At 69.3% G+C, this 24718-nt stretch carries 30 protein-coding genes and 1 pseudogene; 16 read left to right on the forward strand and 15 right to left on the reverse strand.

Translation table 11 applies throughout. From position 1 onward, the window contains the following. Positions 1–312 precede the first annotated feature (312 nt). The 3 genes from C8250_RS41345 to C8250_RS41355 form a co-directional block, all read right to left on the reverse strand. Complete coding sequence (locus C8250_RS41345) at positions 313–1845, reverse strand: ISKra4 family transposase (RefSeq protein WP_138359605.1); 1533 nt, start codon at positions 1843–1845, stop codon at positions 313–315. 73 nt (positions 1846–1918) lie between these two features. Continuing rightward, positions 1919–2455, reverse strand: coding sequence for a hypothetical protein (locus tag C8250_RS41350; RefSeq protein ID WP_138359603.1), 537 nt, complete (start codon positions 2453–2455; stop codon positions 1919–1921). 121 nt (positions 2456–2576) lie between these two features. Beyond that, positions 2577–2948, reverse strand: a complete 372-nt coding sequence (locus C8250_RS41355; RefSeq protein ID WP_138359601.1) for a hypothetical protein — start codon at positions 2946–2948, stop codon at positions 2577–2579. Between the two features lie 344 nt (positions 2949–3292). Here C8250_RS41355 and C8250_RS41360 point away from each other — a divergent pair, with 344 nt between their 5' ends. The 4 genes from C8250_RS41360 (at position 3293) to C8250_RS41375 (ending at position 6153) form a co-directional block, all read left to right on the forward strand. After that, a complete protein-coding gene (locus C8250_RS41360; RefSeq protein ID WP_138355287.1) occupies positions 3293–3847 on the forward strand; it encodes a type 1 glutamine amidotransferase domain-containing protein in 555 nt (184 codons plus the stop codon). A gap of 545 nt (positions 3848–4392) precedes the next feature. Beyond that, positions 4393–5205 carry a VOC family protein gene (locus C8250_RS41365; RefSeq protein WP_138355288.1) on the forward strand — a complete coding sequence of 271 codons (813 nt, stop codon included), beginning with the start codon at positions 4393–4395 and terminating at the stop codon, positions 5203–5205. Between the two features lie 408 nt (positions 5206–5613). Next, positions 5614–5889, forward strand: coding sequence for an isoamylase early set domain-containing protein (locus C8250_RS41370; RefSeq protein WP_138355289.1), 276 nt, complete (start codon positions 5614–5616; stop codon positions 5887–5889). 57 nt (positions 5890–5946) lie between these two features. Then, positions 5947–6153 carry a hypothetical protein gene (locus tag C8250_RS41375; protein WP_187145198.1) on the forward strand — a complete coding sequence of 69 codons (207 nt, stop codon included), beginning with the start codon at positions 5947–5949 and terminating at the stop codon, positions 6151–6153. Between the two features lie 277 nt (positions 6154–6430). On the opposite strand, the gene C8250_RS41380 is transcribed toward C8250_RS41375, so the two are convergent. Beyond that, positions 6431–6601, reverse strand: a complete 171-nt coding sequence (locus C8250_RS41380; RefSeq protein ID WP_138355290.1) for a hydrophobic protein — start codon at positions 6599–6601, stop codon at positions 6431–6433. Positions 6602–6797: 196 nt separating this feature from the next. Here C8250_RS41380 and C8250_RS41385 point away from each other — a divergent pair, with 196 nt between their 5' ends. Beyond that, entirely contained in the window at positions 6798–6971 is a 174-nt protein-coding gene (locus C8250_RS41385; RefSeq protein ID WP_138355291.1) for a CsbD family protein, read from the forward strand. Between the two features lie 250 nt (positions 6972–7221). Beyond that, complete coding sequence (locus C8250_RS41390; RefSeq protein ID WP_138355292.1) at positions 7222–7572, forward strand: PRC-barrel domain-containing protein; 351 nt, start codon at positions 7222–7224, stop codon at positions 7570–7572. A 176-nt stretch (positions 7573–7748) separates the two neighbouring features. On the opposite strand, the gene C8250_RS41395 is transcribed toward C8250_RS41390, so the two are convergent. Beyond that, the gene (locus C8250_RS41395) at positions 7749–8606 is read right to left on the reverse strand and encodes an RNA polymerase sigma factor SigF (RefSeq protein ID WP_138355293.1); all 858 of its coding nucleotides are present in this window, start codon (positions 8604–8606) and stop codon (positions 7749–7751) included. 243 nt (positions 8607–8849) lie between these two features. Here C8250_RS41395 and C8250_RS44235 point away from each other — a divergent pair, with 243 nt between their 5' ends. After that, entirely contained in the window at positions 8850–9209 is a 360-nt protein-coding gene (locus C8250_RS44235) for a DUF5133 domain-containing protein (RefSeq protein WP_244809728.1), read from the forward strand. A gap of 169 nt (positions 9210–9378) precedes the next feature. Here C8250_RS44235 and C8250_RS41405 read toward each other — a convergent pair whose 3' ends face one another. From C8250_RS41405 to C8250_RS41430, 6 genes are all read right to left on the reverse strand, one after another. After that, positions 9379–10464, reverse strand: a complete 1086-nt coding sequence (locus C8250_RS41405) for a glutamate--cysteine ligase (protein WP_138355295.1) — start codon at positions 10462–10464, stop codon at positions 9379–9381. Positions 10465–10858: 394 nt separating this feature from the next. Continuing rightward, a complete protein-coding gene (locus C8250_RS41410) occupies positions 10859–11584 on the reverse strand; it encodes a glycosyltransferase (RefSeq protein WP_244809730.1) in 726 nt (241 codons plus the stop codon). Next, complete coding sequence (locus C8250_RS41415) at positions 11581–12198, reverse strand: SAM-dependent methyltransferase (RefSeq protein WP_138355296.1); 618 nt, start codon at positions 12196–12198, stop codon at positions 11581–11583. Before C8250_RS41415 ends, C8250_RS41410 begins: the two co-directional genes overlap by 4 nt. Further along, entirely contained in the window at positions 12195–12983 is a 789-nt protein-coding gene (locus C8250_RS41420; RefSeq protein ID WP_138355297.1) for a PIG-L family deacetylase, read from the reverse strand. The genes C8250_RS41415 and C8250_RS41420 overlap by 4 nt, the downstream gene beginning before the upstream one ends. Continuing rightward, positions 12980–14029: an acyl-CoA dehydrogenase gene (locus C8250_RS41425; RefSeq protein ID WP_138355298.1), complete on the reverse strand. Its 1050-nt coding sequence runs from the start codon at positions 14027–14029 to the stop codon at positions 12980–12982. Before C8250_RS41425 ends, C8250_RS41420 begins: the two co-directional genes overlap by 4 nt. A 99-nt stretch (positions 14030–14128) precedes the next feature. Continuing rightward, entirely contained in the window at positions 14129–14404 is a 276-nt protein-coding gene (locus tag C8250_RS41430; protein WP_138355299.1) for a DUF5133 domain-containing protein, read from the reverse strand. A 234-nt stretch (positions 14405–14638) separates the two neighbouring features. On the opposite strand from C8250_RS41430, the gene C8250_RS41435 reads away from it, so the two are divergent. The 5 genes and pseudogenes from C8250_RS41435 to C8250_RS41455 all read left to right on the forward strand — a co-directional run bounded on the left by C8250_RS41435 (position 14639) and on the right by C8250_RS41455 (position 16715). Next, positions 14639–15061: a phage holin family protein gene (locus tag C8250_RS41435; RefSeq protein WP_138355300.1), complete on the forward strand. Its 423-nt coding sequence runs from the start codon at positions 14639–14641 to the stop codon at positions 15059–15061. Further along, complete coding sequence (locus C8250_RS41440; RefSeq protein ID WP_138355301.1) at positions 15058–15567, forward strand: DUF3618 domain-containing protein; 510 nt, start codon at positions 15058–15060, stop codon at positions 15565–15567. Before C8250_RS41435 ends, C8250_RS41440 begins: the two co-directional genes overlap by 4 nt. Positions 15568–15658: 91 nt before the next feature. Further along, positions 15659–16183: an ATP-binding protein gene (locus C8250_RS41445; RefSeq protein ID WP_244809732.1), complete on the forward strand. Its 525-nt coding sequence runs from the start codon at positions 15659–15661 to the stop codon at positions 16181–16183. After that, positions 16093–16302 (forward strand): annotated as a pseudogene (locus C8250_RS44240) (polysulfide reductase); the annotation flags it as partial. The gene C8250_RS41445 and the pseudogene C8250_RS44240, both read left to right, overlap by 91 nt. A 140-nt stretch (positions 16303–16442) precedes the next feature. Continuing rightward, positions 16443–16715, forward strand: coding sequence for a DUF4235 domain-containing protein (locus C8250_RS41455; RefSeq protein WP_274599418.1), 273 nt, complete (start codon positions 16443–16445; stop codon positions 16713–16715). A gap of 172 nt (positions 16716–16887) precedes the next feature. Here C8250_RS41455 and C8250_RS41460 read toward each other — a convergent pair whose 3' ends face one another. After that, positions 16888–20151 carry a hypothetical protein gene (locus C8250_RS41460; protein WP_138355304.1) on the reverse strand — a complete coding sequence of 1088 codons (3264 nt, stop codon included), beginning with the start codon at positions 20149–20151 and terminating at the stop codon, positions 16888–16890. Positions 20152–20299: 148 nt separating this feature from the next. Then, complete coding sequence (fdxA, locus tag C8250_RS41465) at positions 20300–20626, reverse strand: ferredoxin (RefSeq protein WP_138355305.1); 327 nt, start codon at positions 20624–20626, stop codon at positions 20300–20302. Positions 20627–20718: 92 nt separating this feature from the next. Here fdxA and soxR point away from each other — a divergent pair, with 92 nt between their 5' ends. Beyond that, the gene (gene soxR / locus C8250_RS41470; protein WP_138355306.1) at positions 20719–21183 is read left to right on the forward strand and encodes a redox-sensitive transcriptional activator SoxR; all 465 of its coding nucleotides are present in this window, start codon (positions 20719–20721) and stop codon (positions 21181–21183) included. Between the two features lie 160 nt (positions 21184–21343). Here soxR and C8250_RS41475 read toward each other — a convergent pair whose 3' ends face one another. Both C8250_RS41475 and C8250_RS41480 read right to left on the reverse strand, forming a co-directional pair. Then, the gene (locus C8250_RS41475; RefSeq protein ID WP_138355307.1) at positions 21344–21757 is read right to left on the reverse strand and encodes a VOC family protein; all 414 of its coding nucleotides are present in this window, start codon (positions 21755–21757) and stop codon (positions 21344–21346) included. Then, entirely contained in the window at positions 21754–22338 is a 585-nt protein-coding gene (locus C8250_RS41480) for a dihydrofolate reductase family protein (RefSeq protein WP_138355308.1), read from the reverse strand. The genes C8250_RS41475 and C8250_RS41480 overlap by 4 nt, the downstream gene beginning before the upstream one ends. Before the next feature lie 454 nt (positions 22339–22792). Between C8250_RS41480 and C8250_RS41485 the strand changes: the two genes are divergently transcribed. The 3 genes from C8250_RS41485 to C8250_RS41495 all read left to right on the forward strand — a co-directional run bounded on the left by C8250_RS41485 (position 22793) and on the right by C8250_RS41495 (position 23945). Beyond that, a complete protein-coding gene (locus tag C8250_RS41485; RefSeq protein WP_138355309.1) occupies positions 22793–23152 on the forward strand; it encodes an SH3 domain-containing protein in 360 nt (119 codons plus the stop codon). A gap of 115 nt (positions 23153–23267) precedes the next feature. Continuing rightward, positions 23268–23597 (forward strand): SH3 domain-containing protein, encoded by a 330-nt coding sequence (locus C8250_RS41490; protein ID WP_138355310.1) that lies wholly within the window; start codon positions 23268–23270, stop codon positions 23595–23597. 111 nt (positions 23598–23708) lie between these two features. Next, positions 23709–23945: a YbjQ family protein gene (locus tag C8250_RS41495; protein ID WP_138355311.1), complete on the forward strand. Its 237-nt coding sequence runs from the start codon at positions 23709–23711 to the stop codon at positions 23943–23945. Positions 23946–24718 lie beyond the last annotated feature (773 nt).

A 24718-nucleotide genomic window follows, 5' to 3' on the forward strand; every position in this document is an offset into this window, starting at 1 on the left:
CACTGCGCCGATCTTTCGACTGCGACCGCACAGACGACGAGGCGCCGAACGCCGCATCGCACCCGCACACCGTGTGGGCCTCCACCTTCGAGGTGACCCCCGAGCATGCGCCCCTCGCGCCGGCGCGGCTGTCAGCCGCCGTCGAGGCTGGCCTCCAGGGCGGCTACTGGGCGGTTGACGAGATGTTGGAGGCACTATCCGCCGCCTTCAACGTTCAGGAACGCAGCACCGCCGCCGGGGACCAGGAGAAGGACGTGCAATTGCGGCTGGTGAGCTCAGTTGGGTGTGGATCCTTTCGAGTGAAGGGGTGGGTCAGGCACCGAGCACGTATTTGTCCTGCTGAGGGTTCTGATGAACCCGTTCGTGTTCGCGGGCTATGTGGAACGGCCAGTAGGTGTTGAAGTCGCCGTTGCTGAACACGGCGCGGAGTTTGAGGACGGCCTCGGCGCCGTCCAGGCCCCAGCGGGCCCCGGAGATGTCGAGCCGGTCGGCGATGAGATGTCGGCACGCCCCCTCGATCACTCCGGACGCGATCGGCCAGCCCGCCGCCAGCGCCCGGTCGTAGTGCAAGAACTTGGCCTTGCTGGTCAGATAGCGAATGCAGGAGTCAGCGCCGCGCCGCTGATCGACGGTTAACCCGGCCTTGTCTGCCCGGGTTTCGATCGTTGTGGCGACCCGGCGGGCGTCGCCGACGAGTACGGCCAGGGCCTGTACCGAGACCCAGTCCTCGGCCGCCGGATCCCCGCTGTCGTGGAAGGACCACGCGGCCGACCACAAATACTCCAGGACGTGCACAATGTCGATGACGATATGGACCGTCGCCCTGCGGCGGGCGGCTTCGGCCTGGATCAGCTCCAGTTGGTGCGGGGCACCGTCGACCAGCACCACCCACGGCCTGCGGTGCCCCGGATCCCGGGATTCGGCCTGTTCGAAAGCCCGGGCGATGACGCTGGCCGGGGTGTCGGCGACCGACCCGTCCAGCCATTTGCCTTTCGCCTTCGGCCCGGGCCGCAGTACCCGGTCCCCGCCTCGGCCGCCGGGCGGGGCGATCACATCGTGCGGACGGCGCGGAGCCGGTTCGCAGTCGTAGACGCAGGCCAGCGTGGCCATCCGCTTACGGGCCGGCTTTTCGCCCGAGGCCAGCCGGGTGCGGAAACGGCCCGTGCCGCGAGCGGCTGCGGCTTTGGCGGTCGCGGCCCGCAAGGCGTCCGGGCGCATGACGATCCCCTTGCCGTCCACCGAGATCACCAGCAGCGTGGAGGCGGTCGACGGCAGGCAGATCCGCTGGGCGTAGAAGGCGTCGATGTCCCGGGCCGCGGTGACGACGGCCTGTCCGATCTGCCGTTTGCCGATCACCGGCCCGCACCGGCGGGCGATCGCCGCGCTCGCGGCGTCGAAGGAACCCCGCGCGGCCTCGAGCGCGGCCAGCCGCACCAGCCCATGGCTGTGTCGGTTCTTGGGAAGTGACAGGGTCACGTCGGCCGGGTGGTAGTTGCTCATGCCCGGTGCCCGCCAGGTGCACCGGCGCACCGTCACCGTGCCGAACAGCGTGGCCAGGGCCCGCCGGTGGCCGTATTCCACCCGCGGGCGCGGGAGCTGGTCGGCCCCGATGCGCGGGTGGGGTTGGGACCGGACAGCTCTCTCTTCACGCAGGGCGCGCAGGTCCAGGTGGTCCTGCAGCAGTTGGCGCAGGATCTCCCGGCCGCGCGCGTCGAGAAGTTCTTCCAGTTCATCGTGGGTCAGCCCGCCGGCCGCCGGGGCGGTGAGGTCGGCAACCAGGGCGGTGAAGAAATCAGTCGCGCGGTCAAAGGGGTCAGGTGTCGAGGGCGTGTCGTACGGTCCCATCGGGCTCTTCTTCCGAGGGCGATTTGGTTGGCACCTTCGAACCTAGGGAGAAGAGCCCGCCCGCGCTACGGCTTCACGATTCCGCTCCGTCCGACTGCCGCTCGGGCAGGGTGAAACGTCCCGGCCCGTCCTCGGTCAGCCAGTCCCGTTCCACCAGCCTCTTCAGCTTCGACCGCAGCCCCTCAACCTTCGACCGGTCCACACTCAGCCCTGCCGCCTCGGCCACCTGCATCGCCCGCAACGGTCCTTTGGCATCGGCGAGAACCTCCACAAGATCTTGGTAGGCCCCTGGTAGCACTGACACTCCAAGGCCCTGGCGCCAGGGCGGCACCATCTGCACCCCGATCGGCGAACCGTCCCCGAACCGGGAAACCTCCGGCGCCGCATCCGGTTCAGCGTCCGTTTCCCTCTTGTGTCCAGCGGCCGGCGGATCCGCACCGGTCTCGTCGAGGATCTCGCCGACCGTCTCCCGGGTGATCTCCAGCCGGGACAGCCGCCCCTCGGCCTGGGCCAGTCGTTCGTGCAACTCCGCCATTTCTCGACGGAGTTCGTCCACTTCCGACCGGGCCGCAGCCTCCCGTCGGTGCAGTTCCTCGAGCAGCGAACTCATCGGGCGTCTCCTCGCTCCCGCCCAAAACGGTAGAAGAAGACGTCTCCTCACAACAGATCAACGCACAACTTCGCGGGCTGACACCCTGCAGAAGAGCTGAGTTCATCCGGGACCTGAGCGGCTACCGGCGCAGGTCCGGGTCGTGCGAACGAGCGACTGGATCGGGATGCTCTCTGCACCAGACCACAAGGCAGTCGGTCAGACGATCGAACGGCCCGTCGTCGGCGGGTACGCCGGGATCGCTGATGAGGGTTAGATCGTCAGCGATCTCCTGCGATGCGGAGGTATCGAACACCTGCGAGTCGCTCAAAGTGCGCTGGAGGAAGAGCACCAGCCGCTCGAAGCTGTCGTCCCAGTTGATGTTGCCGTTGCGAACGGCCTCGTCGCGCAGCTTCTCCACGGCTCGAATCAGTTCACCCTGAACGGTGTCCGCCTGCCCCCGCTTGGGGACGTAGGTCCGCCAGATCCGGCCTGCCTCTTCAGCGTATTTCACGAAGGTCCACTGTATCGGGGCCCTCCCTCGAAAGGATCCGCACCCAGCTCAGTTCGATAGCTGACCGGGCCGAAACGCGGAGCCGGGCGGCCGGTATGCACCACGCTGTCGCAGACGGCGGTGCTTCCAGCTGTGCGGGTTCACGACACTGCCCTTGCAACGACCAGCGGGCCGCTCACGTCGCTGCTGCGTTGGCACGCCGCGGTGGGCGGCGTCCGGATTCGTGGAGCGCGGGGGCGTTGAGAGTGTGAAAGCCTTGATGCTGTTGGGGACTGTGCGGCCGGGGAGGCGTTCCGCTGATTCCAAGGCGCTTTCCGACTCCGCGTACGAAGAGAGGTCGCCTCATGGTCACCTTGCAGGGAAAGACCATTGCGTTCCTGGTTGCACCCGAGGGCGTCGAGCAGGTGGAACTGACCCAGCCCTGGCAGGCCGTTCTCGAGGCGGGAGGCATGCCGCGCTTGGTGTCCACCCAGAGCGGTTGGGTCCAGGCATTCAACCATCTGGACCACGGTGACACCTTCGAAGTCGACGATGTGGTCGACGGTGTCTCGGCCGACGAATACGACGCTCTGGTACTGCCAGGCGGCGTGGCCAATCCCGACGCGCTACGGATGCATTCCGCTGCGGTGGATTTCGTCAGGGCCTTCTTCGGCGCCGGGAAGCCTGTAGCTGCGATCTGCCACGCCCCTTGGATCTTGATCGAGGCCGATGCGGTCGGCGGGCGGAGCCTGACCTCATGGCCGAGCCTTCGCACCGACCTGGTCAACGCCGGCGCGCAGTGGGTCGACCGACAGGTCCAGATCTGCACTGCCGGACCCAATGTGCTGGTGACCAGCCGTAAACCCGATGACCTGCCCGCCTTCGGCGAAGCACTGGTCTCCGTGTTCGCCGCGGCGTAGCGGGTAGGGGTTTGCCATGGCTGACCACCTGCAGATCGAACCCCAGGGCGACCACGTGCTTACGCGATCCCACGATCGTGGAGTGGCGTGGCAACGGCCCTGACGTATGGGAGAGCCGCTGCCCCGAGGAAGGCGCCGAGCCCACGGGGCGGCCGACGGAGTTTCAGGGCAGTGGTTGCCGTGGCGGCTGGGCCTGTTCCTGGGGTGGTGCTCCGAGGCGGGTCTGGGGCGCGATGCCGGCGTCGTCATCGCGAGTTGCGGGACTTCCTCGCTCACCACTGATGACACCCGACGCCCGTGGATTGCCGGACAGCACGATTCCCGGCGTTGAGCGGGCACGGGACAGTGGTGTGAAACACGCGAGATCGCGAGTGCCGGCGGTGGACCTGCTCCTGAGCAGGTGCGTGGAAAGCCCGGCACCGGCGGTCGTACGGCCGCCCGCATCCGATCGGCGACCTGCGCGTTGAAGCGGCAAGAGGACAATGGGAGCGGCGCCCTCACGTTCACGATGCGGCCGGAAACCCGGGACGGACGAGATGTCAGCGATGGAGAACAAAGAAGCTGCGGGGCCCACCGCAGGAACCACCGGCAGCGACGTCTTCGGCGCACCGTGCTGGATCAGTCTGATGGCCCGCGATCTGGAGAGCGCGCAGCGGTTCTACGGAGCGGTGCTGGGCTGGGAGTTTCGGCCCGGCGGACTGGGTGACGCGTTCAGTGTGGCGCTCGTGAACGGGTCGCCCGTTGCGGGCATCGGTGCTCTGGCGCCTGCGTTGCAGGTGGCCGTGGCATGGACCCCCTACTTCGCGGTAGCGGACGCGGACGTGACCGCGGCGCGGATCCGGGAGCGCAGCGGTACGGTCGCGGTTGGGCCGCTGAGCCTCGGGGACGGCCGCGGGGCACTGGCCGCGGACCGGGACGGCGCCGTCTTCGGCATCTGGGAAGGGCAGTTGTTGTCCCAGTGGGATGCATGGCGGCGACAAGCACCGGCGTGGTTGCGACTGTGGACCCGCAATGCATTCGACGCAGCCATCTTCTACGGCGAGGTCCTGGACTGGGCGTGCGAACGCCCCGGGTGCTGCGAGGTCGCCTACGAGGACCAGGAAGTGGTGCTGCGCAGCGCGGGGCATGTGATGGCCCGGTTGAATTCCGGCGCTGTCGAGGTGGCGCCGGACCCTGCGAGGCGTCCCCGATGGCAGGTGCACTTCCCCGTGGCTGATGTGAAAGCGTGCGTGCGGGCAGCCCTCGAACTCGGCGGAACCGCCGTTCCGCACTCTCCCACGCCCGGTCAGGGACAGGCAACGTTGCGTGACCCCGACGGGGGGCTGTTCACCGTCGTTCCGCACACTTCCGGCAGGTGAGTGCGCTCCCACTCATGCGGCGAGGTGAGGGATTCCACCGGCTGGTCCATTCGATCCACCGGAATGGCGCAACAGTGCTGGTGGGAGTCGCCTCGGCGACGTGTTGGCAACCGGTGAGCGGAGCGGCCGTCGGTGCCAACTCGGCTGCTCCGCAAGCCCCGTTCGATGGCATCCGGCAGCGCCTGCCCGGCCCCGCAGAGCATCGGCTCCCCTCTGGCTCGCCGCGCCGCGGGGCTGATGGGCTGGTCCTGCTCCCATGGCGATGTCCCCCGACGCTTGTGGGGATGGTTGGTGGCTGTGCGCCGATGGGGTGGGTTTGGGGCGCCGCAGGCCGTGCTGGGCCGGTGGCTGGGCTGTTCGGCGATGAGGATGTCTGTGGATGTTCCCCCTCTGAGAAGGAGCCATGCCGTGTTGGAGCGCACCCAGCGTAAGAACGCTCTTGAAGTCACGTTCGTGCTGCCTGCTGAGGAGCCGAGAGGTGCGGTGAGCGTGGTGGGTGATTTCAATGGCTGGCAGCCGGGCGTCCATCCGCTGGAGGAGCGTCTCGACGGCACGCGGGCGGTCACGGTGAAGATGCCCACCGCGAGGCGAGTGCGTTTCCGGTATCTCGCGGAAGGCGACCACTGGTTCAACGATGAAGCTGCCGACGGGTACGACGGAGACAACAGCCTCCTCCACACCTGAGCGCCGATCCCGTACGCACCGCCTTCAACCGGAGATCTCCCCCGGAGGAAGCGCGTCATGTCAGAGATCTGGGAGTACTCCGCCGATGCGCGCTATGAGGCCGGTACCGACCTGATCGGCTACCAGGTCGAAGCGACCGATGGTCACATCGGGAAGATTGACAGTGCCTCTCACGAGGTCGGTGGCGCGTATCCAGTGGTGAACACCAAGCCCTGGCTGATCGGCAAGTACGTCGTGCTACCCGCGGCACCGCACGGCGGGTAGACCACGATGACGAGATGATCTACATCGGCCTGACCAAGGGCAGATCAAGAACGCGCCGGAGTACGACCCGGACGTCCAGGGCGGTGGCCGGAGTGGACCGGCTGCCCGCGAGAATCGACGCCCCGCCCGCCCCCGCTAGCTCACGTCTACCCGAAGCCGGACCGCCGGATTCGTGTCCGGTCGGGCAGCGTGCCGCTGATTCGCGTGCTCGCGCGGTGTTGATATGCGTCAGGCCCCGGCGGGGCCGGGGCCTGACGATGACGTGCGATGCGGCCGCCTACCAGCGGTACCAGCGACCGCGGCTGCCGGAGGCACCCGTGCCGCGCATGACGAAGCCCAGCAGCCAGACCACCAGTACGACGACGGCGACCCACCACAGGATCTTCAGCGCGAACCCGGCGCCGAACAGAATCAGGGCGAGCAGTAGAACCAGAAGCAGTGGACCCATGGTTATCAACCTCCTGACCAGCGGATACCCCGGGATGGATTCCGCAGTCACACAATTTTCCGCCAATCGGAGGGCACCCTTCGTCGCCGGGGCGGAGCGCCGGGTGATTCCTCATGTGTCCGAAATTGCCGGGTATTGACGTGGCCGACCTGGGTAGGCGGCCAGGTGCATCATCCGCACAGATCTTGGAGGAACCATGGGTGCCGAAGACAAGGCCGAGAACACCGCGGACAAGGCAAAAGGCAAGGTCAAGGAAGCCGCCGGTAAGACTGTGGGCAACGAGCGCCTCGAAGCCGAAGGCAAGGCCGACCAGGCCAAGGGCGATGTGAAGCAGGCCGGCGAGCACATCAAGGACGCCTTCAAGCACTGACTTGATGCGACGTGATCCCCTGCAGCCATCCACGACTGCGGCCTTCGCGCGGCCGGAAGGGCTTCAACGCCTTCCTCCCGCCGTATCTTCGCGGACCGCCGTCTGATGCACGCGATCCACGCCATATTGTCCGGCGATGGAGGAAACGCGTGTTGGTCGGAGGTTGCAGGGAAGGCGACTTTTGAGGGTTTCCCACCGAATAGCCGGAAGGGATCTCTCGCACCACTGCACGACGACGGAAGGGTTTCTTGTGACTGACAACATGTGGGGATACCCGGCAGCTTCGGGTTACCAGGCCGGTACGGATCTGACCGGGTTCAAGGTCGAGGCGACCAACGGCAGCATCGGCAAGGTCGACAAGCACTCCGATGAAGTCGGCTCCGCGTACATCGTTGTCGACACCGGAGTGTGGATCTTCGGCAAGCACGTCCTGCTCCCGGCGGGGACGATCCAGTCCATCGACATCGCCGAGCGGAAGATCTACGTCGCCCGCGACAAGGACGAGATCAAGAACTCTCCGGAGTTCGACAAGGACAAGCACGCCGGCGACCTGGGCTATCACCAGCAGGTTGAGGGCTACTACGGTACCCACCGGGCCTGAGAGCCGGTCGCATCGCCCCAAGACGCCCTGTCTCCCCAGACCCCAGGTCTGGGGAGACAGGGCGGGCGTCTTGGGGCCAAGCGTCAGCGGGCTGATCACGCCGTCTGTGCCAACACCTCCGACGCCGGGGTGAGGCGTACCCGCTCAGCCACGGCTGGCTGCTCAGGCAGAGGCGGTCAGGCGGCCAGGTGGTTGCGCAGGTGGGTGAGGGTGCGGTTCAGCAGGCGGGAGACGTGCATCTGACTCACGCCGAGTTCGGCGCCGATCTGGGCTTGGGTCATTTCCTGGCCGAAGCGCATGTTCAGGATCGCGCGGTCGCGTTCGGGCAGAGCGGCGATCAGCGGCTTGAGGGCGAGGAGGTTCTCCACCCCCTCCAGAGCCGGGTCGACGTCACCGAACCGGTCGGCCAGGATGCTGGTGTTGTCGCTGCTGTCATCGCCGCCGACGGGCAGGTCGAGGGTCCCGGCGGTGTAGCCGTTCGACGCGACCAGGCCCTCGGTGGCCTCCTCCGGCGTGATCTCCAGGAATGCCGCGAGTTCCGGGACGGTCGGGTCCCGCTCCAGCCGGTCGGACAGGGTCTCGGCGGCCTTCGCGAGCTCGAGCCGAAGTTCCTGGAGACGGCGCGGGACGTGGACGGCCCAGCTGGTGTCGCGGAAGAACCGCTTGATCTCGCCGGAGATGTAGGGGATGGCGAAGGTCGTGAACTCGACCTCGCGGCTCAGCTCGAACCGGTCGATGGCCTTGATCAGGCCGATCGTGCCGACCTGGATGATGTCCTCACGCGGTTCCGGGCGGTTGCGGAAGCGCCGTGCGACGAACGTGACCACGGCCATGTTCAGCTCGATGAGGGTGTTACGGGCGTACTGGTACTCCCGCATGCCTTCCTCGAGTGTCCGCAGGCGGTCGAAGAACAGCTTCGACAGCTCCCGTGCGTCGGCCGGGGCGACCTCGCCCGGGTTCTCGATCCACGGCAGCGACACAGGGGGCGGGGCCGGAGCGGTGATGGTGGTCTGTGCTGCCGCGGTGATCGTCATGACTGCTCCTCACCCTGTCGGTCGGCTCGGCACCGAGCCCCACGTACCTCCCGCCCGGCAGGGCGAGAGAACTGCAGCCCACCGGTGTCACTCGCGTCCTGCCGGGACACTGTTCCAGCGACGGACAAAAAACTGTTGTGACCACAATAGACAATCTCGAATCTCGCCGCTACCGTTCTGTGTCAGGGACCCCCGCCCAGGGCTGTGGGGCGCCCCGAGGGCTGGGTAGAAGCGATGGGGAACATGCGTGATCACCGAAACCGCCGCCTGGCGGCTTTCACGCGGCGACAGGGCCATGCCGCTCTGGATCTTCCCCCGCCCACGCCCGAGCCGGGGCACCTGACGAGCGAAGAACTCGGCGCCGAAGGAGACACCGTCATGCTGATGCCTCGCCCCGCCACGCTTCAGTTGCTGATCGACCGCTACGACCAACTGCGGGCGCTCGAAAGCGCGGGGGCTATGACGTCCGAAGAACGCCGCCAGCTGGAAGACAGCGCCTACACGCTGTGCGTCTCCACCGGCACCCGGAACATCGCCGACGCGCTGCGCGTCGCGAGCTGCCACTGCGGTACGTCCACGCGACAGATGACCACCGCGGCCTGACGACGCGGGGCCGCCGATACGGCCGAGCCGTCGGCGAGCTGACGCGCCCGCGCAATGGGGGACTTGGCAGCTGGGACCGTCACTGCTGGCACGAGGTCACATCAACAGCTGTCTCAAGGAGGTAGGCACCGATCCTGCATCTGGATCCGCTTACGGCGAGGGGTCGCAGTCAGCGTTTGGTGCGGGCAATGGCGTCGGTGACGACGGACCGTAGATCGCCGGTGCGGGCGTATGTGTCGCGCTGGAGCCCGGCCCCGCCGCCGCGTCCCATCAGCTGACTCAGCGACTCCTTGACCAGGGACAGATCGTCGGCGTCCAGCAGCGCTTCGGTGGTGTGCTCCACCAGTGTGTTGATCACCGTCTCGACAGGGGCCGGAGTCCAGATGAGGGGATGGACGAGTTGGTCGGAGACCCCCGATCTGGCGGCCCGCCACGACGCGAGTCGCAACAGACCCACCGGCGCCGCCCGCGTCGGTTCGCCTGCGCGCCAGGCGCGCGCGGCTGTCTCCACCAGAGCTCGTACGAGCGCTGCCAGCAACACCGCGTCGTCCGCGTCCATGCACACGTCGGCGACCCTGATCTCGATGGTCGGATAGGTGCGTGAGAGCCGAGCATCGAAGTAGATCATCCCTTCGTCGAGGAGCGTCCCCGTCCCCAGCAGAGACCGCACCTGAGAGTGGTATCGCTCCGGCGATCCGAACTCCTCCGTAGGACCCGCCGAGGGCCAGCGCCCCCACACCTGATTCCGGAAGCTGCTGTACTCGCTGTCATTGCCCTGCCAGAACGGCGAATTCGCACTCAGCGCCAGCAGGACGGAAAGCCAGGGCCGGATCCGGTCGAGGACGGCCACACCTTCCTCGTCCGACTGCACGCCCACATGCACATGGCAGGCACAGGTGAGCTGTTCCTGCGCGGTAAGACCGAACTTCTCGATCAACCGATGGTAGCGGCGCCCCGAACTCACCGAGGGATCCGCAGGCAGGACAGATGTGGCAAGGGCCGCCACTTCCGTCCCCGTCTCGCGGGCCCTCTCCGAGGCCGCTGCTCGCCAGCGCCGCAGTTCCCTGGCCAGATCACTCATCGATGTCTGCGGCCGCGTGGTGGTCTCCACCTGTTCCCGTTGCAGCTCTGATTCCAGCCTGGCCTCGTCGTCGGCCTCAACCTCTGCGGCCAGTACCGCTTCCGCGACGGCCCGTGGCTCCCCAGTGCCCGGGTCCACCAGCAGCAGTTCTTCCTCGACGCCCACACTACGCACGGCAGCTGCCCCTTCTTCGCGCCGGTAGATCTCATATGCAGGGGTCGCTGTCGAGCCGGTCGCCCAGGTCGGTACTCGTCCAGCGGCGGGCCGTCAACTCCAGCTCGTCCATCTCGTCCCAGCCGAGCGGCGTGGCGACGGGCGCGCCCGGCAGGGGCCGGACGGCGAGGAGGGGCGACGACGGTCTGGCTGTCTATTGCGGGCGATGTCCAGGAACAGTCGCCGGTCCGCGAAGGTCCGGCCGTACTGACCGAGCAGGCGGCGCATCAGTTCGTCATCACTCATGATCGCTCATCCTTCGTAGCGGTGCCAGCAGCGTCTACCCGTATCCGGGCGAGCTACCCCGACGGCTTGGGCAGAGCAGGGCTCCTCGGCTGCGGTGCCGAGGGCGTCGTCAGCCGGTGGCGCCGGCATCCTGCGACAGACCGAGCAGGTGGTCCCCGAATCCACCTCGGGCACGGGCGCGCAGCCGCGCGGAGGTCACGACGGAGAGGTTCGCGGTGCGCAGCACCCGGTGCCCGCCGCGTTCGAGCGCGGCGACGAGACTCCGGTCCTCGCCCACGGCGAGCGGCGAGAACCCCCCGACGCGGAGATAGCTGTGGGCGACGACGCCCAGATTGGCTCCGTGGACATGCGGATGATCCCAGGGCAGGCCGTGCGGGGGGCGGGAGACCTCGTACAGCTCCTCGAACCGGGCGGCCAGCGCGTCCGCGTCGGGGGGCCAGTGCTCCACGCGCACGGTGCCGACCACCGCCTCCCACCCCTGGGCCGCGTATTCGGCCTGGCGGGCGAGCCAGTCCGGCGGCACCGCGCTGTCGGCGTCGGTCGACGCGATCCACGTTCCCGCGGCCGGTGTGCCGAGAGCTTCCAGGGCGTGCGACGCGCCCGCCGCCCGGGCCGCTCCGGGGTTGCGGCCCGTGATGGCCACGACCTCCGCCCCGGCCTGCCGGGCAAGGGCCGCGGTGGCGTCACGGCATGAGTCGGCCACCACCACGGTCACCACTCGTACTCCGGCGAGTGCCGGGTGACGGCGGGCCACTTCCAGCGCGTTGAGGGCGCGAGGCAGCAGCAGTTGTTCGTTGTGGGCCGGGACGACGACGGCCATCGCCTCAACGTTCACACCAGACCTTCCCGCGTGGCGGGCGACGGCGGACGGGCCCCATCGCTCTGCAGGCGGCCGAAGACCTGGAGGACGAAATCGTCTTCGCGGTGGTCGGCCATGAGGGCCAGTTCCGGGACACGGGCCAGGACGTCTGCCAGTTCCACCCCGGTCCACAGGTGTTCCCTCACCGGATGGTTCCAGTGCACGGTCACCAGCGTGCCCGCCGGCTCCAAAGCCCCGACCGTCCGGTCCAGCAGCTGACTCAGGTCGGACGGGTCGAAGTAGTAGAGCAGCTCCGACAGCACGACGAGGTCGAAGGTGCCGGCCGGCCACTGCCGGGGGAGGACCAGTTGCCGGACCGTCACCTGAGGGAGATGGGCGGTACGTCGCTGCGCCGTTCCGACCGCAGAGGCGACCCGGTCACAGGCGAGCAGCGCATCGCACCGATCGGCCAACAGGGTGGTCAACTCGCCGACCGAGCAGGCGGGTTCGAAGCCCGACCGGTACCGGGCCCGGGGGAGCGCCGCCAGCGTGAGGTCATACTTACGCTGCTCGTACCAGCGGCTCGCCAGCTTCCACGGGTCGTCCGATCCCCGGTACATGTCATCGAAATAGGACGCCGCGGTACTCAACGGAACACCACCTCCATGTCCCGCAGATGGTGGGCCAGCTCTTCAGGCGGCAGGATGGGCGCCTCGTCAGAGCCCGGGCCCAGCGGACGGATCTGACTGACGAACCGCCCCACAGCGGCTGTCTTGCGGGCTGCTGCTTCCGGTGGGAGGACGATGCGGGCCGCGCGCTCCCAGGGCACGCGGACGTCGTCGGGGCGGGCCCAGTGCCACATCCACACCGGATACAGCAGGCACGGCACCTCTGCCGTGAGCGCCGCGCGCACCGCGGCGCGACCGGTCGCCTCATGGTCGGCGTGCACGTCTCCGGTCCACGGAGCCACGCACAGCGCGGCCCCGCGAAGGACGTCACCGAGATCCGAGGTCACCCGGTCCTCATGGTCGGGCACTTCGGTGTCGGGGATGCCCAGCCGCCTCACCTGTGCGGCGCCTGCTCCCAGTTCACGCAGCGCAGCCAGCGTCTCGGCGGCCCGGATCCCGGCCAGTTGCGTCGGTGTGCGGACCCGGCTGGACGGGTGCGACCGCTCTCCGTCGGTGACGGACACGACGACGATCTCGACTCCGGCCGCTGCCAACAGACACAGCGTGCCACCGAATCCCAGCACCTCGTCGTCAGGATGGGCCGCCACGACCACGACCCGGCCTTGTCGCGGAAGGGTGAGCTGCGGCAGGGAGCGCAGACGGGGCCAGGATCTCCACACCGACTCGTCGGTTCCCGGGGCGTCGATCACGTTCAGGACCTTCGGGCCTCCGGACGATGTCCGTGAGTGCCCCACGGATGCCGTCATCGTGCCTCGTTCGGACGTGCGACCAGAGCTCCGAGTTCGGCCAGATTGCGCTCGGCGTGGTGCTGGCGGATGTACACGGTGAGGTCGGCGACATTGCGGGCATGGCGTACGTCATGGCAGAGCGGCCCGGCGCCGGTGGCCCGCCCGACCCGGGTCAGCACCTCGGTGCAGGCGTCCTCGACCAGGGCCCGCACGCGCAGGCTGCGCAGCCTGGCGCCCCCTCCCAGGTCGATCGGGTCCTGGTCGATCTCGGCCGCCGCCTGCGCCAGCACCGCTTCGACGGCGTGCAGGCGCATGTCGATGTGGCCCAGATGGGCGTCGGTGTGCGGGTCCGGGCGCCCTGCTGCGGCCTCCCGCAGGGTTCGCACGACGGCGCGGGCGCCGCCGTACCAGCAGGCGGCCACCCCGATCCCGCCGTGCTGGAATCCGGGCCGGGTGAGGTATGCCTCGACGTCCCCGACCGCTGTGGCGGGGACGGCTGTGAACCGGACATCGGGAGTGTCACTGCCCGCCATACCGATGGCCTGCCAGCTGCCGTCGACGGGCTCGCAGGCCGGCGGGCTGATCCGCACGGCGAAGAGGCGACGGCCGTCCTCGGCCGTCGCCGTCACCAACGCATGCGTGCAACTGTGCGCCCCTGAGCTGTACTGCTTGAGTCCGTTGAGCTCCCAGCCCTCCCCGACGCGGGTCGCGGTCAGGCCCTCGCCGGGTGGTTCGGCAGCCCAGACACCCCACCGGTCGGCGGGCCCCGGGGCGGGCCCCGCGAGTTCGGCGAGCACGGCCAGTGCGTCGGCGTGTCCCTCGGCGAGGCGCGCCAGTGACAGGTCCTGCTCGGCGACGGCGCACAGCGCGGCGAAACGCTCGGCGGTACGTCCCGTGCCGGGCAGCGGAAACTCCAGTTCGCCCGTGGCGAGCGACCCGACCAGCCGGGAGAACCGCTGAGCCGTCTCCCGCCGTGCGGCGCGAGGTGTGAACTCTTCGGCCGCCGCCTCGTGCTTCGGTCGCCCCCTCGGCGGCGCCGCTGTGGGATACGTGGTTTCCGGCATCATCGAACTCCCTCGACGTCGGCGGACTGTTCCACTCTCACCCGGTCGCCGGGTGACTGCATCTCGGACGGTTTGCCCGTGCTGCTCACACGGTCGCGGTCATGGTCGCTGTCCCGCGGCGGCGGAGCGAGCCGAGGCCGAGGCCGCGGCGGGAGCCGCAGCCGCCGCGGGTGCCGCTGAACGGGAGAGCTGCTGCCGGGCGACCTGGAGCGCCGCGTCGATGTCGCGGGTGCCGGTGGACACGCACAGCGTGTATGCGGCGTCCTCGAGGCGGCGGCGGATCTGCGGCCCCACCACATCGGCATGGGCCAGTGCGTCTAGGGATTCGTAGTGCTCCAGAAGATTACGCAGGACGACGGGGTGCGCCATGAGCATGGAACTTCTCCTCGTTCCAGAGAGTGGACATTCGCCGACTACCCGCGCGAGCGGGCGCTAAGCCGGGTACGTGAGGCTGCGCCGCACGGATGGGGACACGGAGACGTCGGAAGACGGCAACAGAACCGAATGGGGCAGTTCCTGTCGACATCACGGGGGTAGGCGCGCCTGGAAGGGTTCCCATGACACGGGATGGGGTCCACTGACCAGACAACGGAAGGCGCGTGAAGACCGATGACGGGACCGGACGTCCGGCCACCCGCTGAAAGTGCGTCCGAAGCACCGGTGGGGGAGCTGATTTCCCGGGCTTCGGAGCAGATCTCTCAGCTGGTGCGGGAGGAAATCCAGTTGGCCACGGCGGAGATGACCCGAAAAGGCAAGCGCTTCGGGATCGGCGGCGGCTTGTTCAGCGGAGCTGCCCTGATGGCGTTCATCGCGCTGCAGGCCGCAGCGGCCACCGCCATCGCGGCCCTGTCACTGGTCGTGCCGGTCTGGGCCGCGGCCCTGATCATGACCGGCGTCCTTCTCGCGGTGGCGGGCGTGGCAGCGGTGGCAGGTAAGAAACAGGTGAGCAAGGCGATCCCACCGACACCACAGCAGACCATCGACAGTGTGAAGGCCGATATGGCCGAGATCAAGGAGAGGGCGCACCGATGACGGACAAGAAGACCGACGACTCCACTCCCACCCCCGAGGAGCTGCGCGAGCGCGTGGAGGACACCCGCGAGCAGCTCGGTCAGACGGTCGAGGCTCTGGCCGCCAAGGCGAATGTGAAGGCACGCGCCCAAGGCAAGGCAGCCGAGGTCCAGGCGGAGGTACGGGAAAGGGCAGCCGACGCGAAGGACGGCATGCGGGAGAAGGTGACCCATACCGTGGGCCGGGTCCAGGACGCGACTTCGCGCGCTGTGCACGCCGCCCAGGACCGGACACCTGAACCCGCGCGGGAGAAGGCCTGGCAGGCCGGTGAGCAGCTGATCGCGGTCGCGAGCACGGCGGCGGGCAGCGTATCGGAGCACACACCCGCGTGGGTGCGCGATACCGCGGGAAAGGCAGCACAGGCCGCCCGCCGCAATCCCACCGCGACGGTCGTCGCGGCCGCCGGTGCGGCCGTGGCCGTGTGGGCGGTGCGACGCGGTATGAGGCAGTCGAATCACGCACGGTGAGCCCCGTGTGAGCGGGTTTCGGGGCGGTCCCACGTGCCGATCGGCCGGAGTGCGGCCGGGCACGGTGAGCCGACGACGTATGGAGTTACGAATGGGAGAGACATCGCTCAAGGCCACCGGCTGGGCCCGGTCGTTTCCCGTGACAGCGGGTGTGCGGGCCAGCCGGAGGTGGACCCGGGAGCACCTCGATTCCCTGGAGTGGACCAGCGAGGTGCCCGAGACGGTGGACGCGATTCTGCTCACAGTCTCGGAACTGGTCACCAACGCCCACATCCATGCTCATAGCAGCGCCCGGCTCGTCCTGACCTGGGACAGCCGCTGCCTGCAGGTCAGCGTCAGCGACTCCTCCGACCATCTGCCGGCCCCGCGCGCCCCTGATGAGGAGAGGCCCTCGGGCCGCGGGCTGGCGATCGTCGAGGCGATCGCGGACGAATGGGAGACCCACGCTCGGGCGCATGGCAAAACGGTCTCCGCGTGCTTCCATCCGCCGGGCCGTCCCGACCCGCGTACCGTGGAAGCCCACCCGCGGGCTCCTTCTTCCACAGGGGGCCGGCGGGTGCCGGATCGGTCCTCGCTGCCGGGGCACCCGGTCGCCGGGCCACGGCGACGGCGATGAAGCTCTGGTCCCTGGCCATGGTGACGTTGTCGGCCGCTGCCTTCGTGCACGACCTCGGCCGCCCCGATCGGTTCGGCAACATGCTCCGGGTCTTCAAACCCACCTCGCCGATGAGCATGGCCGGGCGCCTCCTGCGTGCCGCCGAACGGATCCCGGGGACGCCGTCGTGCCACGGAACGAGCGGTTGGCCCGCGATCGGTAGAACGAGATGCGGGACGGGGAAGGACCCCATGACGTGAGAGAGCTGAAGGAGGACCTCTTGCCCAAGACAGCGAAAGTCGTGTACAAACCGGTCGGTCTCGTCGTCGGAATGGCGGGCGGCGCACTGGCCGGTCTGCTCTTCCGGAAGGTATGGGACCGGATCGGCCCTGGCGAGGATGCCCCGCAGCCGCTGGAGCAGGACCACAGCTGGAAAGAAGTGCTCGCCGCCGCAGCCATCGAGGGTGTCATCCTCTCGGTCGTGCGGGCGGCCATCCAGCGAGGCGGCGCCACCGGGTGGCGCCGCGTCACCGGAACCTGGCCGGGCGACTGAGCGCAGCGGCCCTACGGGGAACTGGCCGATTCTGCCGTGCACCGGCCCGACGCGGGTCGGAGGAGCCGCGCGGTTGACGGTTTCCGGCAGCCCCGGCTCCCACGGACCGGGGCGCGCCGGCAGTCCAGGTGCCGTCAATCGCGGGACAACGCGTCCACCCCATGAGGTCCGGTCACGCTGGATCGGTGAATACCGCCAGTGCGGCCTCACGGACGTCCGGCCGCGGATGACGGCGCAGCGTGTGCAGCACCTCCCGCCAGGCGGTGGGCCAGCCGAGCTGCGCCCCGGCCGTCGTCAGTGCGACGGCGAAAAGGCCGGGAGCGAGTCCGTCACCGGCGGCCAGTCGGCGGGCGGCTGCCAGGACGTGTTCGGGAGCCTCCCGTCGTCCGTTGCCGTACCGGCGCAGCGACTCGGCCGTGGTCACGGTCAGCGCCGGGCGATCGGCGACCAGGACGGCCAGCTCGGCGAGGCGCTCGCCCAGGTCGGGTGTGTCCGGGTCGAGCGCCGTGACCAGTCGACGGGTGGCGTCGGGCAGCAGCACGGGTTCGGTCAGCAGGAGTGAGGCAACCGCGCGCTGGGTGGCCTGGAAGGATTCTGCGGGGGCGTCCGGGCTCCACATCGAGCCGGTGAGCGCGGCGATCCGCCGCCGGGCCGGCTGGTCGCGGCCAGGGAGATCCGGTTCCCCGGCGTGCACGGTCTCGATCAGCGTGGTCAGGGCGTCCGCCAGGACGCTGCCAGGCGCGCAGCCGCCGAGTGGATGAGCGGCGTCCGACAGCGCCACCCCGGTCAGAACCCGGGCTGCTCCCTCCCAGCGGTCCCGCTCGGTGAGGTCGGTTACCAGAGGGACGATTGCCCGCACCTCCTCCGGCGCATACCGACCCCAGGAGACGAGTTGCCCTCGCGCAGATGCGCCGATGAAGAGGTCGTCGTCAATCGCCAGTCGGGCCATCAGGCCGGCGAACGCGGGGCGGTGCTCCATGGGTACCTCGTGCGCGCGGAGGTGCTGGACGAGCATCGTCCGCAGCCCCGGCGGTCCATCAGCCGCGTCGGTGAGCACGTCCCACAGCGGCAGGTCGGCGATCCGTTCGCTGATCGTCGCCACCACGGCGGCGCGGACGTCATGGTGCTGCTCGGGCGCGGTGTACGCCTCACGCAGCAGGACGGCCGCGTCGGCGAGGACCAGGTGTTCGGCGGCGAGCCGGATGGCCTGCTTGCGGCCGGTCACCCTCGCCCCCGGATCGAGCGCGATCCGGCGCAGCCCCGGGCCGAGTTCGGCGCTCGGCGTGAACCGGGCGGCGCGGCCCGCCGCGTACAGGGTGACCCGGGCTCGGTCGTCGGCGGCGTGGGAGACCAAGTCGGGCAGCGCCCCGGCGGGGCGCTCGGTCCAGGGCAGCGCGGCGAGCGCGGCCTCGGCGAGGACGATCTCGGCGGAGTCCACGTACCGGCGCAGCAGAGCCTCGCCGTGGACAGGGATCCGGGCGGCGGCCCGCAAGGCGGCGGCGCGCTCGTCCAGGGCCCGTGCGGGGTCGTCGACCGTACGGGCGAGCTGTTCGATGGCCAGGTGCTGTTGTGCGGGGAGCCAGCGGCCGGCGTTGGCGAGGTCGGCCGCGGTCAAGGGAGTGGTAAGCAGGGGGCCGAGCAGATCGGTGCGGACCCGGGTCACTACGGCCCGCACCGGGGCCAGCGTGATGGCCGACGGCCTCAGCGCGAGCAGCCGGGCCACGCGTTCGGGGCTGGTGTCGGAATCGCGCAGCAGCAGTGCAACGGCCCGTTCGACGGCACTGTCGCCGCCCGAGTGCAGGACGCGCTCCAGAAGCTCGGCGAGGTCGGGGGCTCGTCGTGCCCGGGCGCCGAGCGTCTCGGCCAGCGCGAGCAGCAGTGCGGCGTCCCGGGACCGTGCCGAGCGTTCCAGGGCGGCCCGCAGCTCTTCGACCGCCGCCCTTTCGCGCCGTGGCGGGAGGGTGAGGCCGGCGCCGTCGGTCCGTTCAACGGTGCGGACGGCCCAGGCGAGCAGTTCACGGGCCGGCCCCCCTGCATGCTCGCCGAGGACGGCCCCGGCGAGGCGGACGAGCGCGGCGCGAGTGCCCGTCGAACAGTCCCGGGCCGCCAGGGCGTCGTCGGTGAGCCGTTCCAGCAGCCCGGCGGTGGCGTCGTCGAAAAGCCTCGACGGCACCGCCGCGACGGCGTTCAGCACCTCATGGCGGACCGGGTCCTGCTCGTTGCGCAGTCGCGTGAGCAGTTCGAGCGCCTCGGGGAGGGCGCCGGGCTCCCCGGAGAGTTCGGCCTGGTGGACCAGCTGTGCCCAGGCCCAACCGCGGTCCCAGGCATCGGCCGCGCGGGTTTCGGCCAGCAGCCTCGGCCGTGCCTCGGCGACCGGCAGCAGGGCGAGTGGGATGAGGTTCTGGCTGTCCGCTGCCAGCTGGGCCCGCGCCCGCGCGTGCCGCTCTTTCGCCGGCAGCACGGTGAGGACGTCGACGGAGCACCAGTAGCGGTACGGGCCGGGCGGCGCTCCTTCGTCGTAGAAGGCGGCCCGCCGGGCCGGGGGTACCTGCCGCAACAGCGCCAGGAGGTCCTTGTGGTGGCGGTGCGCGAGCACGGCGAGGCCGTCCGGCCGGGCCGCGACCAGTCGGCGGGCCACGTTGGCCCGCAGCGGCGGGTCGTAGCGGTGCCGGTCTGTCGTGAGCAGCAGACGGACGGTCCGTTCGGCGGAGACGGCGGCGAGGTCGGCGAGCCGGTCGCGCAGCGGATCGGGGAGGGTGCGCACGGGGTGGCGTTCCAGCAGCTCCAGCACCCGGGCCGGTTTGCGGGTGGCGGCAGCTGCCAGGCCGCGGGCGTGCCGGTCCCAGAAGGCCTGCCGCAACCCGTACGGCAGGTCGGCGAGTTGGCGCTCGGCCTCGTCCAGCACGGCGCCCGGGTGGCGGCCACCGAGCGAGGTGGAGAAGGTGATCGCGTGCGCCAGCATCGGCAGTTCGGCGCTGACGACCTCGGCCGAGCAGACCGGCAGCAGCCGGGCCGCCTCGGCGGCGCCCCAGCGCCTGCGGATGACGGGCACCAACCGCTCGGCCACATCAGTGCGCCCGGCCCGCAGAATGGCGCGGGCCAACTCGTCGCGGACCGCTTTCGGGGCGGTGAGCATCGTGAACTCGATGTCGTCGGCCGGGAAGGGCAGCTCCCCGATCGCTCGGTGCGCGTAGCGACGCACCACCGGGTCGGGGTCGTTGATCCGGTCGATCAGATGGCGCGCCTGCCGTCCGGCGAGGGCGGCCAGCGCGGCGAGCCGACGTTCATACAGGCCACGGCCGTCCAGCTCGGCGAGCAGGGCCAGCAGGTCGGAGGAGGCGAGGGCGGCGCAGGTGCGGGCCACCTGGCGCAACCGGAGCGAGTGGGGCAGTGGTTCGACGGCGGCGAGCAACCGGTCGGCTATCAGCTGAGGCATCGGCGATGATTGTGCCCGGTGGACGCGGCAGGGGCACCCGGTTTTTCGCGGTGGTGCGCTTGCCGACGGCAGCGCGTGGGGAGAGGTTGCCGGCACGTGAGACACCTCACGGTATGCGGCCGTCACGTCCGGGGCGGTTCGCAAGGGGTCAGGCGACGGCATCCTGAGACGGCAGCGCCGCCACGATCGGATGGTCCCGTCCGATCGGACCGAGCTTCGCGCTGCTGCCGGGGGTGCCGAGGTCGGAGAAGAACTCGGCGTTCACGGTGGTGAAGTGCTGCCATTCCTGCGGGATGTCGTCCTCGCAGAAGATCGCCTCGACGGGGCACACCGGCTCGCAGGCCCCGCAGTCGATGCACTCGTCCGGCTGGATGTAGAGCATGCGCTCTCCCTCGTAGATGCAGTCGAGAGGGCACTCATCAATGCATGCTCTGTCCTTGACATCCACACAGTGCAAAGCGATCACAAACGTCATTGAACTGCCATCCTCTGGTCGTTCTTGCTTTCCGCTCTGACGCAGCAGACCGTATGACCTCAAGTAATCTTGAGGTCAAGAGGAGGCTGTGTATGGAGAATCACCGTTCCAGGGAAGCCCGGGCCACCCCGGACGACTGGCTGAGCATCGGCGAAGTGAGCGCCAGGACCGGGGCGGCCGTCTCCGCCCTGCGGTTCTACGAAGAACTCGGCCTGATCGCGTCCGAACGCGACGGTCGCAACCAGCGCCACTACGCACGCCACATGCTCCGCCGCGTCGCCTTGATCTCAGTCGCCAAAAGGATCGGCATCCCGTTGCAGGACCTCCTGGAGGCGTTCGCCGACGTGCCGCTCGACCGTCCGCCCAGTCACCAGGAGTGGCAGCGCGCCTCGCGTGGCTGGAAGCGTCGACTGGAGGAGCGCCGGCAGACCATCGAGCGGCTCGAGGCCGAGCTCACCGGGTGTATCGGCTGCGGATGTCTCTCGATGAAGGCATGCGCCCTGCTGAACCCCGGCGACACGCTCGCCGGCGATGGTGTCGGGCCCCGGCGGCTGTGAGAGGTGCTATCGGGCCAGAGAGTTCAGCGCGGTCGCCGCACCGGGGCGGCCGGGACCCTCACCCGAGGGTCCCGCCCACCCCCCTGGTGCTCGCCCTCGACGGCATTGCGCCGCAGTCGCGTCGAGGGGAGGCTTCGTCACTCCACAGACCGTGGCCGCCTCAGGCGAAGTCTGCTGCGGTCATGCCGTCGGGATGTCCGGACGGCCACTCCACCAACTCGATCCGGTAACCGTCCGGGTCCGTGAGCCACGACGTCTTCGGGCCGTGAGGGCCGCCCGGGTACTGGAGGGGTTCAGGCCCCAGGCCGGCTTCGGTCAGCGTCTCCAGGGTGGTGGCGAGCGTCTCCACCTGGATCGCCAGGTGGTCGAAACCGCTGCCCACGTCGACCGGTCCGTCGCCGGGGCGGTGGACCAGTTCGAGCGAGGCCGCCGGTTCCTCGGGGAACTTGAGGATCACGAGGCGAGCCCCGTCGCCGACATCGACCCTGCCCAGTTCGACGTAGCCCAAGGCCGTGTAGAAACCGAGCGAGCGGTCCAGGTCGGTGACGCGGTAGGAGACGAAGAGCGTCTTCACGCGGTCTCCTCGGGCCGACGCACCGTGTAGCGGAGGTGCGTGACGTCTCGATCCTCGAGCCGTCGGACGAGGTCGAGTTCGATGTGATCACTACCCAGATGATCGAAGAGCCGTCGGCCGTCCCCGAGGAGGACCGGAATCAGGTGGATCTCCATCTCGTCGATGTGCCCGGCCCGCAGGAGCGCTTGCGCCGCCCCCGCCCCATGGACCAGGACCGGCCTGTCCCCGGCGGCTGCGCGAGCCTGGCGGGCGCAGTCCTCGACATCGGTGACGAAACGCGCGTGGCCGGGTGGGACGTCCCCGTCATCCACCTGGTGGGTGAGGACGAAGATCGGCACACCGTTGTGGTGGTCGCCCTGCCAACGCCCGGCGAGTTCGAAAGTCCTACGGCCTGAGATTACCGCGCCGGTCGCCAGCGCCTCGCGATAAACCTGTCCGCTGGGACCGTCGGACTCCCGGTCGTCGAGCCAGTTGAAGAGCCGTCCACCGTCGCGGCCGAGCTCCTGCCCCGGCTGATCGTCCGGGCCAGCGATATAGCCGTCGAGCGACATCGACATGTACAGCCGAATGGGGTGGTTCATCCGGGCCTCCCTCTCTCCTCCATGACACCGGGATCCGGCATCTCCTGAGCCGCCGACGGGGCGGGAATGTCACCAGGAAGACTTCAGGCAACCGGGAAACTCATCGGCCCGACACGCCGGCCCTGCTGCGCGGCCTCCACAGGAGGTAGCAGGCATGACCAGCGCGCCGCCGGCCGAATGTCAGCGGCGACCTCAATCAGAAGGACCTGACGACGCGTCGGGCAGAGGACGAACCCTCGTGGAACTGCACCCGTCAGTCGGCAGGCTCCCCCCGATCCCGGGCGCTATGCAGTTTGTCAAACGCTTAAAGCGCATTCGAAACCATGGACGGAGCGGTTCTTCACGGTGATGTTGGAAGGCCAGCGGCGTGCGGTCCGGAGCTGTTGGCCATCGGCCGCGCCCGCGACAGCAGTTGCTGCACAGCCTCCGAGAACCGGAAGGAAGTACACCACCGATGCGCAAAGTGAAGAACCTCGTGCTGGGCACTGCCCTGGCGGCTTCGGCACTCCTGGGCGGAGTGGTCGCCGTGGCTCCCGCGGCGGCCGCGGCCCCCGCGGCGTGTCCTGAGTCGCCGTCGACCAACTACAACTCTCCCGGTGGGTTCACCGGGAACGGAGTGAATATCCGCACCGGGCCGGGGACCGGCTGCACCGCCAAGGGCTACGGATACACGAACCACTCGGTGACCGTCCGGTGCCTGGCTTACGGCTGGGTCTACCTCACGGACAACACCACCGGGGTGACCGGCTGGGCGCTCGACGACTTCGTCACCTGGCACACCGTGCCGGTAGGCCGCTGCTACCCCCCGGCCTGAGCATCCTCCGCACCTCATGAGGGAGGCACCCGGCCCCCAGCAGAAGCACGTGCGGCCCCTGCTGGGGCCGCATTCCGATCGCACCAATTCTTCGACACAACGGGAGTGTTCAGCCATGCAGCCTCATCACCTCGTCCGTGGTCTCGCCGCAGTCGGCGCGACAGCGGCTCTGCTCACGGGACTCGCCGCGGGACCCGCGCTCGCCGAGGGCCCGGCTCAGCCGGCGCGACCGCAGAACGTGTGCTTCGAACGCGAGACGTGCTGGGTCACGGAGAACAACGTCATCTATCGCGCCTCTCCCGGCGGTACACCGCTGGGACAGGTCCACCGGGGCCAGGGTTTCGACACCGTCGAGTACCGCAACGGATGGTTCCGGGGCAACCTGTGGGGCGGACGGACCAACGTCTGGATCTACGCGGCCTACCTCGACTCGACCCGCCCCTGACCCTCTCGGCGCCCCGGCGCACGAGCCGCGCGGGGGTGCGGACACCGCGCGTTCGCACCCCCGCGGGAGCCGGTTGCGCACAGCTCGCGAGGCTGAGAGCATCACCTGTCCATGGCTATAGATCTTCCTTATCCGGTCAATGTCGTCACCGTCGACATCCCCCGACGAGAAGACCCCGTTGCCCACAGCTGGACTGTATGGGGCGACCCCGTGAGGGGCGCCGACGCGGCTCTCTCCTCGCTGAGCGTCAGGGCTGCGGGACTCGGCGCTCAGGAGGTCATCGGGGTCAGACTCCTTGTCCTCCCGATGGCTCTGATGGCCTACGGAACAGCGATCAGGTACGCCTGAGAGGCCTCGCACCGGCTCCGGCCTGCCCATACAGCCCATGAGGAAACGGATGTCGCGGACGGTCCGGTCGTCGATGTGTGGGCGACCCGGCAGGTGTCCGAGGTCCGCACGGTCGTGGAGAAGCGCGCGTTCCAACTGGGCCGGTTGAAGCTGTCGCAGATCCCGCCGATTCCCGGCAGAGTCGATCGCGTGACCCAGGGGCCCACGCGCCGCATGGCAGCGCAGCCGGCCCGGTCCGCGACCAAAACGGTGGTGCTCTGCGAGCGTCCACGTCCTGCTTGGGCCCCCACCGGCAGCCCGCCCCCGAATCGGGGCAGGCTGCACTGCGAGACCCGCACATCCATGAGCCCGTTGCCGGGACGGGACAGGAGCACTCTGGTTCCGTGGTGGTGGCGTACTCCTCGAATTTCAGTGATCCATCGGGGCCGTACGGGACTCTCCGCCGCAGGCGCTCGTATCGGTGCCCCATAGGAGGTCCCGGTCGCTGACCGCCTTCACTGTGGCGAATCCTCGGCACCGCGGCGGAACAAGGTGGCCGCCGGCACAACGCATGCCTGCGGCCACCCACCGCCGGCCAGGAGGCCCGGCGCACCTTCCATTCTCCGAACCGCTGCTGGTGAAGGAGATGCCCGTTGCAGGCGCGGCACCTCCACTGCCGGACGGGAGCGCTGTGGCCCTCGCCCGGGTCGGCGGGGAAATCCGCCTGGCTCGATTGGCGCGGACGACGAAGGCAGCCGTGGTTCTTCGTCGTCGAGGATGAGAGGTGAGCCCAT

This window comes from Streptomyces sp. So13.3 (assembly GCF_005860785.2).
Classification (GTDB): Bacteria; Actinomycetota; Actinomycetes; order Streptomycetales; family Streptomycetaceae; genus Actinacidiphila; species Actinacidiphila fildesensis.

What these genes read in the sequence shown, in the direction of transcription:
- C8250_RS41345 (WP_138359605.1), bottom strand. Translation starts at nt 1,845, where the DNA reads ATGGGACCGTACGACACGCCCTCGACACCTGACCCCTTTGACCGCGCG.
- C8250_RS41350 (WP_138359603.1), bottom strand. Translation starts at nt 2,455, where the DNA reads ATGAGTTCGCTGCTCGAGGAACTGCACCGACGGGAGGCTGCGGCCCGG.
- C8250_RS41360 (WP_138355287.1), top strand. Translation starts at nt 3,293, where the DNA reads ATGGTCACCTTGCAGGGAAAGACCATTGCGTTCCTGGTTGCACCCGAG.
- C8250_RS41365 (WP_138355288.1), top strand. Translation starts at nt 4,393, where the DNA reads ATGGAGAACAAAGAAGCTGCGGGGCCCACCGCAGGAACCACCGGCAGC.
- C8250_RS41375 (WP_187145198.1), top strand. Translation starts at nt 5,947, where the DNA reads ATGTCAGAGATCTGGGAGTACTCCGCCGATGCGCGCTATGAGGCCGGT.
- C8250_RS41380 (WP_138355290.1), bottom strand. Translation starts at nt 6,601, where the DNA reads ATGGGTCCACTGCTTCTGGTTCTACTGCTCGCCCTGATTCTGTTCGGC.
- C8250_RS41385 (WP_138355291.1), top strand. Translation starts at nt 6,798, where the DNA reads ATGGGTGCCGAAGACAAGGCCGAGAACACCGCGGACAAGGCAAAAGGC.
- C8250_RS41395 (WP_138355293.1), bottom strand. Translation starts at nt 8,606, where the DNA reads ATGACGATCACCGCGGCAGCACAGACCACCATCACCGCTCCGGCCCCG.
- C8250_RS44235 (WP_244809728.1), top strand. Translation starts at nt 8,850, where the DNA reads ATGCGTGATCACCGAAACCGCCGCCTGGCGGCTTTCACGCGGCGACAG.
- C8250_RS41420 (WP_138355297.1), bottom strand. Translation starts at nt 12,983, where the DNA reads ATGACGGCATCCGTGGGGCACTCACGGACATCGTCCGGAGGCCCGAAG.
- C8250_RS41425 (WP_138355298.1), bottom strand. Translation starts at nt 14,029, where the DNA reads ATGCCGGAAACCACGTATCCCACAGCGGCGCCGCCGAGGGGGCGACCG.
- C8250_RS41430 (WP_138355299.1), bottom strand. Translation starts at nt 14,404, where the DNA reads ATGCTCATGGCGCACCCCGTCGTCCTGCGTAATCTTCTGGAGCACTAC.
- C8250_RS41435 (WP_138355300.1), top strand. Translation starts at nt 14,639, where the DNA reads ATGACGGGACCGGACGTCCGGCCACCCGCTGAAAGTGCGTCCGAAGCA.
- C8250_RS41440 (WP_138355301.1), top strand. Translation starts at nt 15,058, where the DNA reads ATGACGGACAAGAAGACCGACGACTCCACTCCCACCCCCGAGGAGCTG.
- C8250_RS41445 (WP_244809732.1), top strand. Translation starts at nt 15,659, where the DNA reads ATGGGAGAGACATCGCTCAAGGCCACCGGCTGGGCCCGGTCGTTTCCC.
- C8250_RS41460 (WP_138355304.1), bottom strand. Translation starts at nt 20,151, where the DNA reads ATGCCTCAGCTGATAGCCGACCGGTTGCTCGCCGCCGTCGAACCACTG.
- fdxA (WP_138355305.1), bottom strand. Translation starts at nt 20,626, where the DNA reads ATGACGTTTGTGATCGCTTTGCACTGTGTGGATGTCAAGGACAGAGCA.
- soxR (WP_138355306.1), top strand. Translation starts at nt 20,719, where the DNA reads ATGGAGAATCACCGTTCCAGGGAAGCCCGGGCCACCCCGGACGACTGG.
- C8250_RS41480 (WP_138355308.1), bottom strand. Translation starts at nt 22,338, where the DNA reads ATGAACCACCCCATTCGGCTGTACATGTCGATGTCGCTCGACGGCTAT.
- C8250_RS41485 (WP_138355309.1), top strand. Translation starts at nt 22,793, where the DNA reads ATGCGCAAAGTGAAGAACCTCGTGCTGGGCACTGCCCTGGCGGCTTCG.
- C8250_RS41490 (WP_138355310.1), top strand. Translation starts at nt 23,268, where the DNA reads ATGCAGCCTCATCACCTCGTCCGTGGTCTCGCCGCAGTCGGCGCGACA.
- C8250_RS41495 (WP_138355311.1), top strand. Translation starts at nt 23,709, where the DNA reads ATGGCTATAGATCTTCCTTATCCGGTCAATGTCGTCACCGTCGACATC.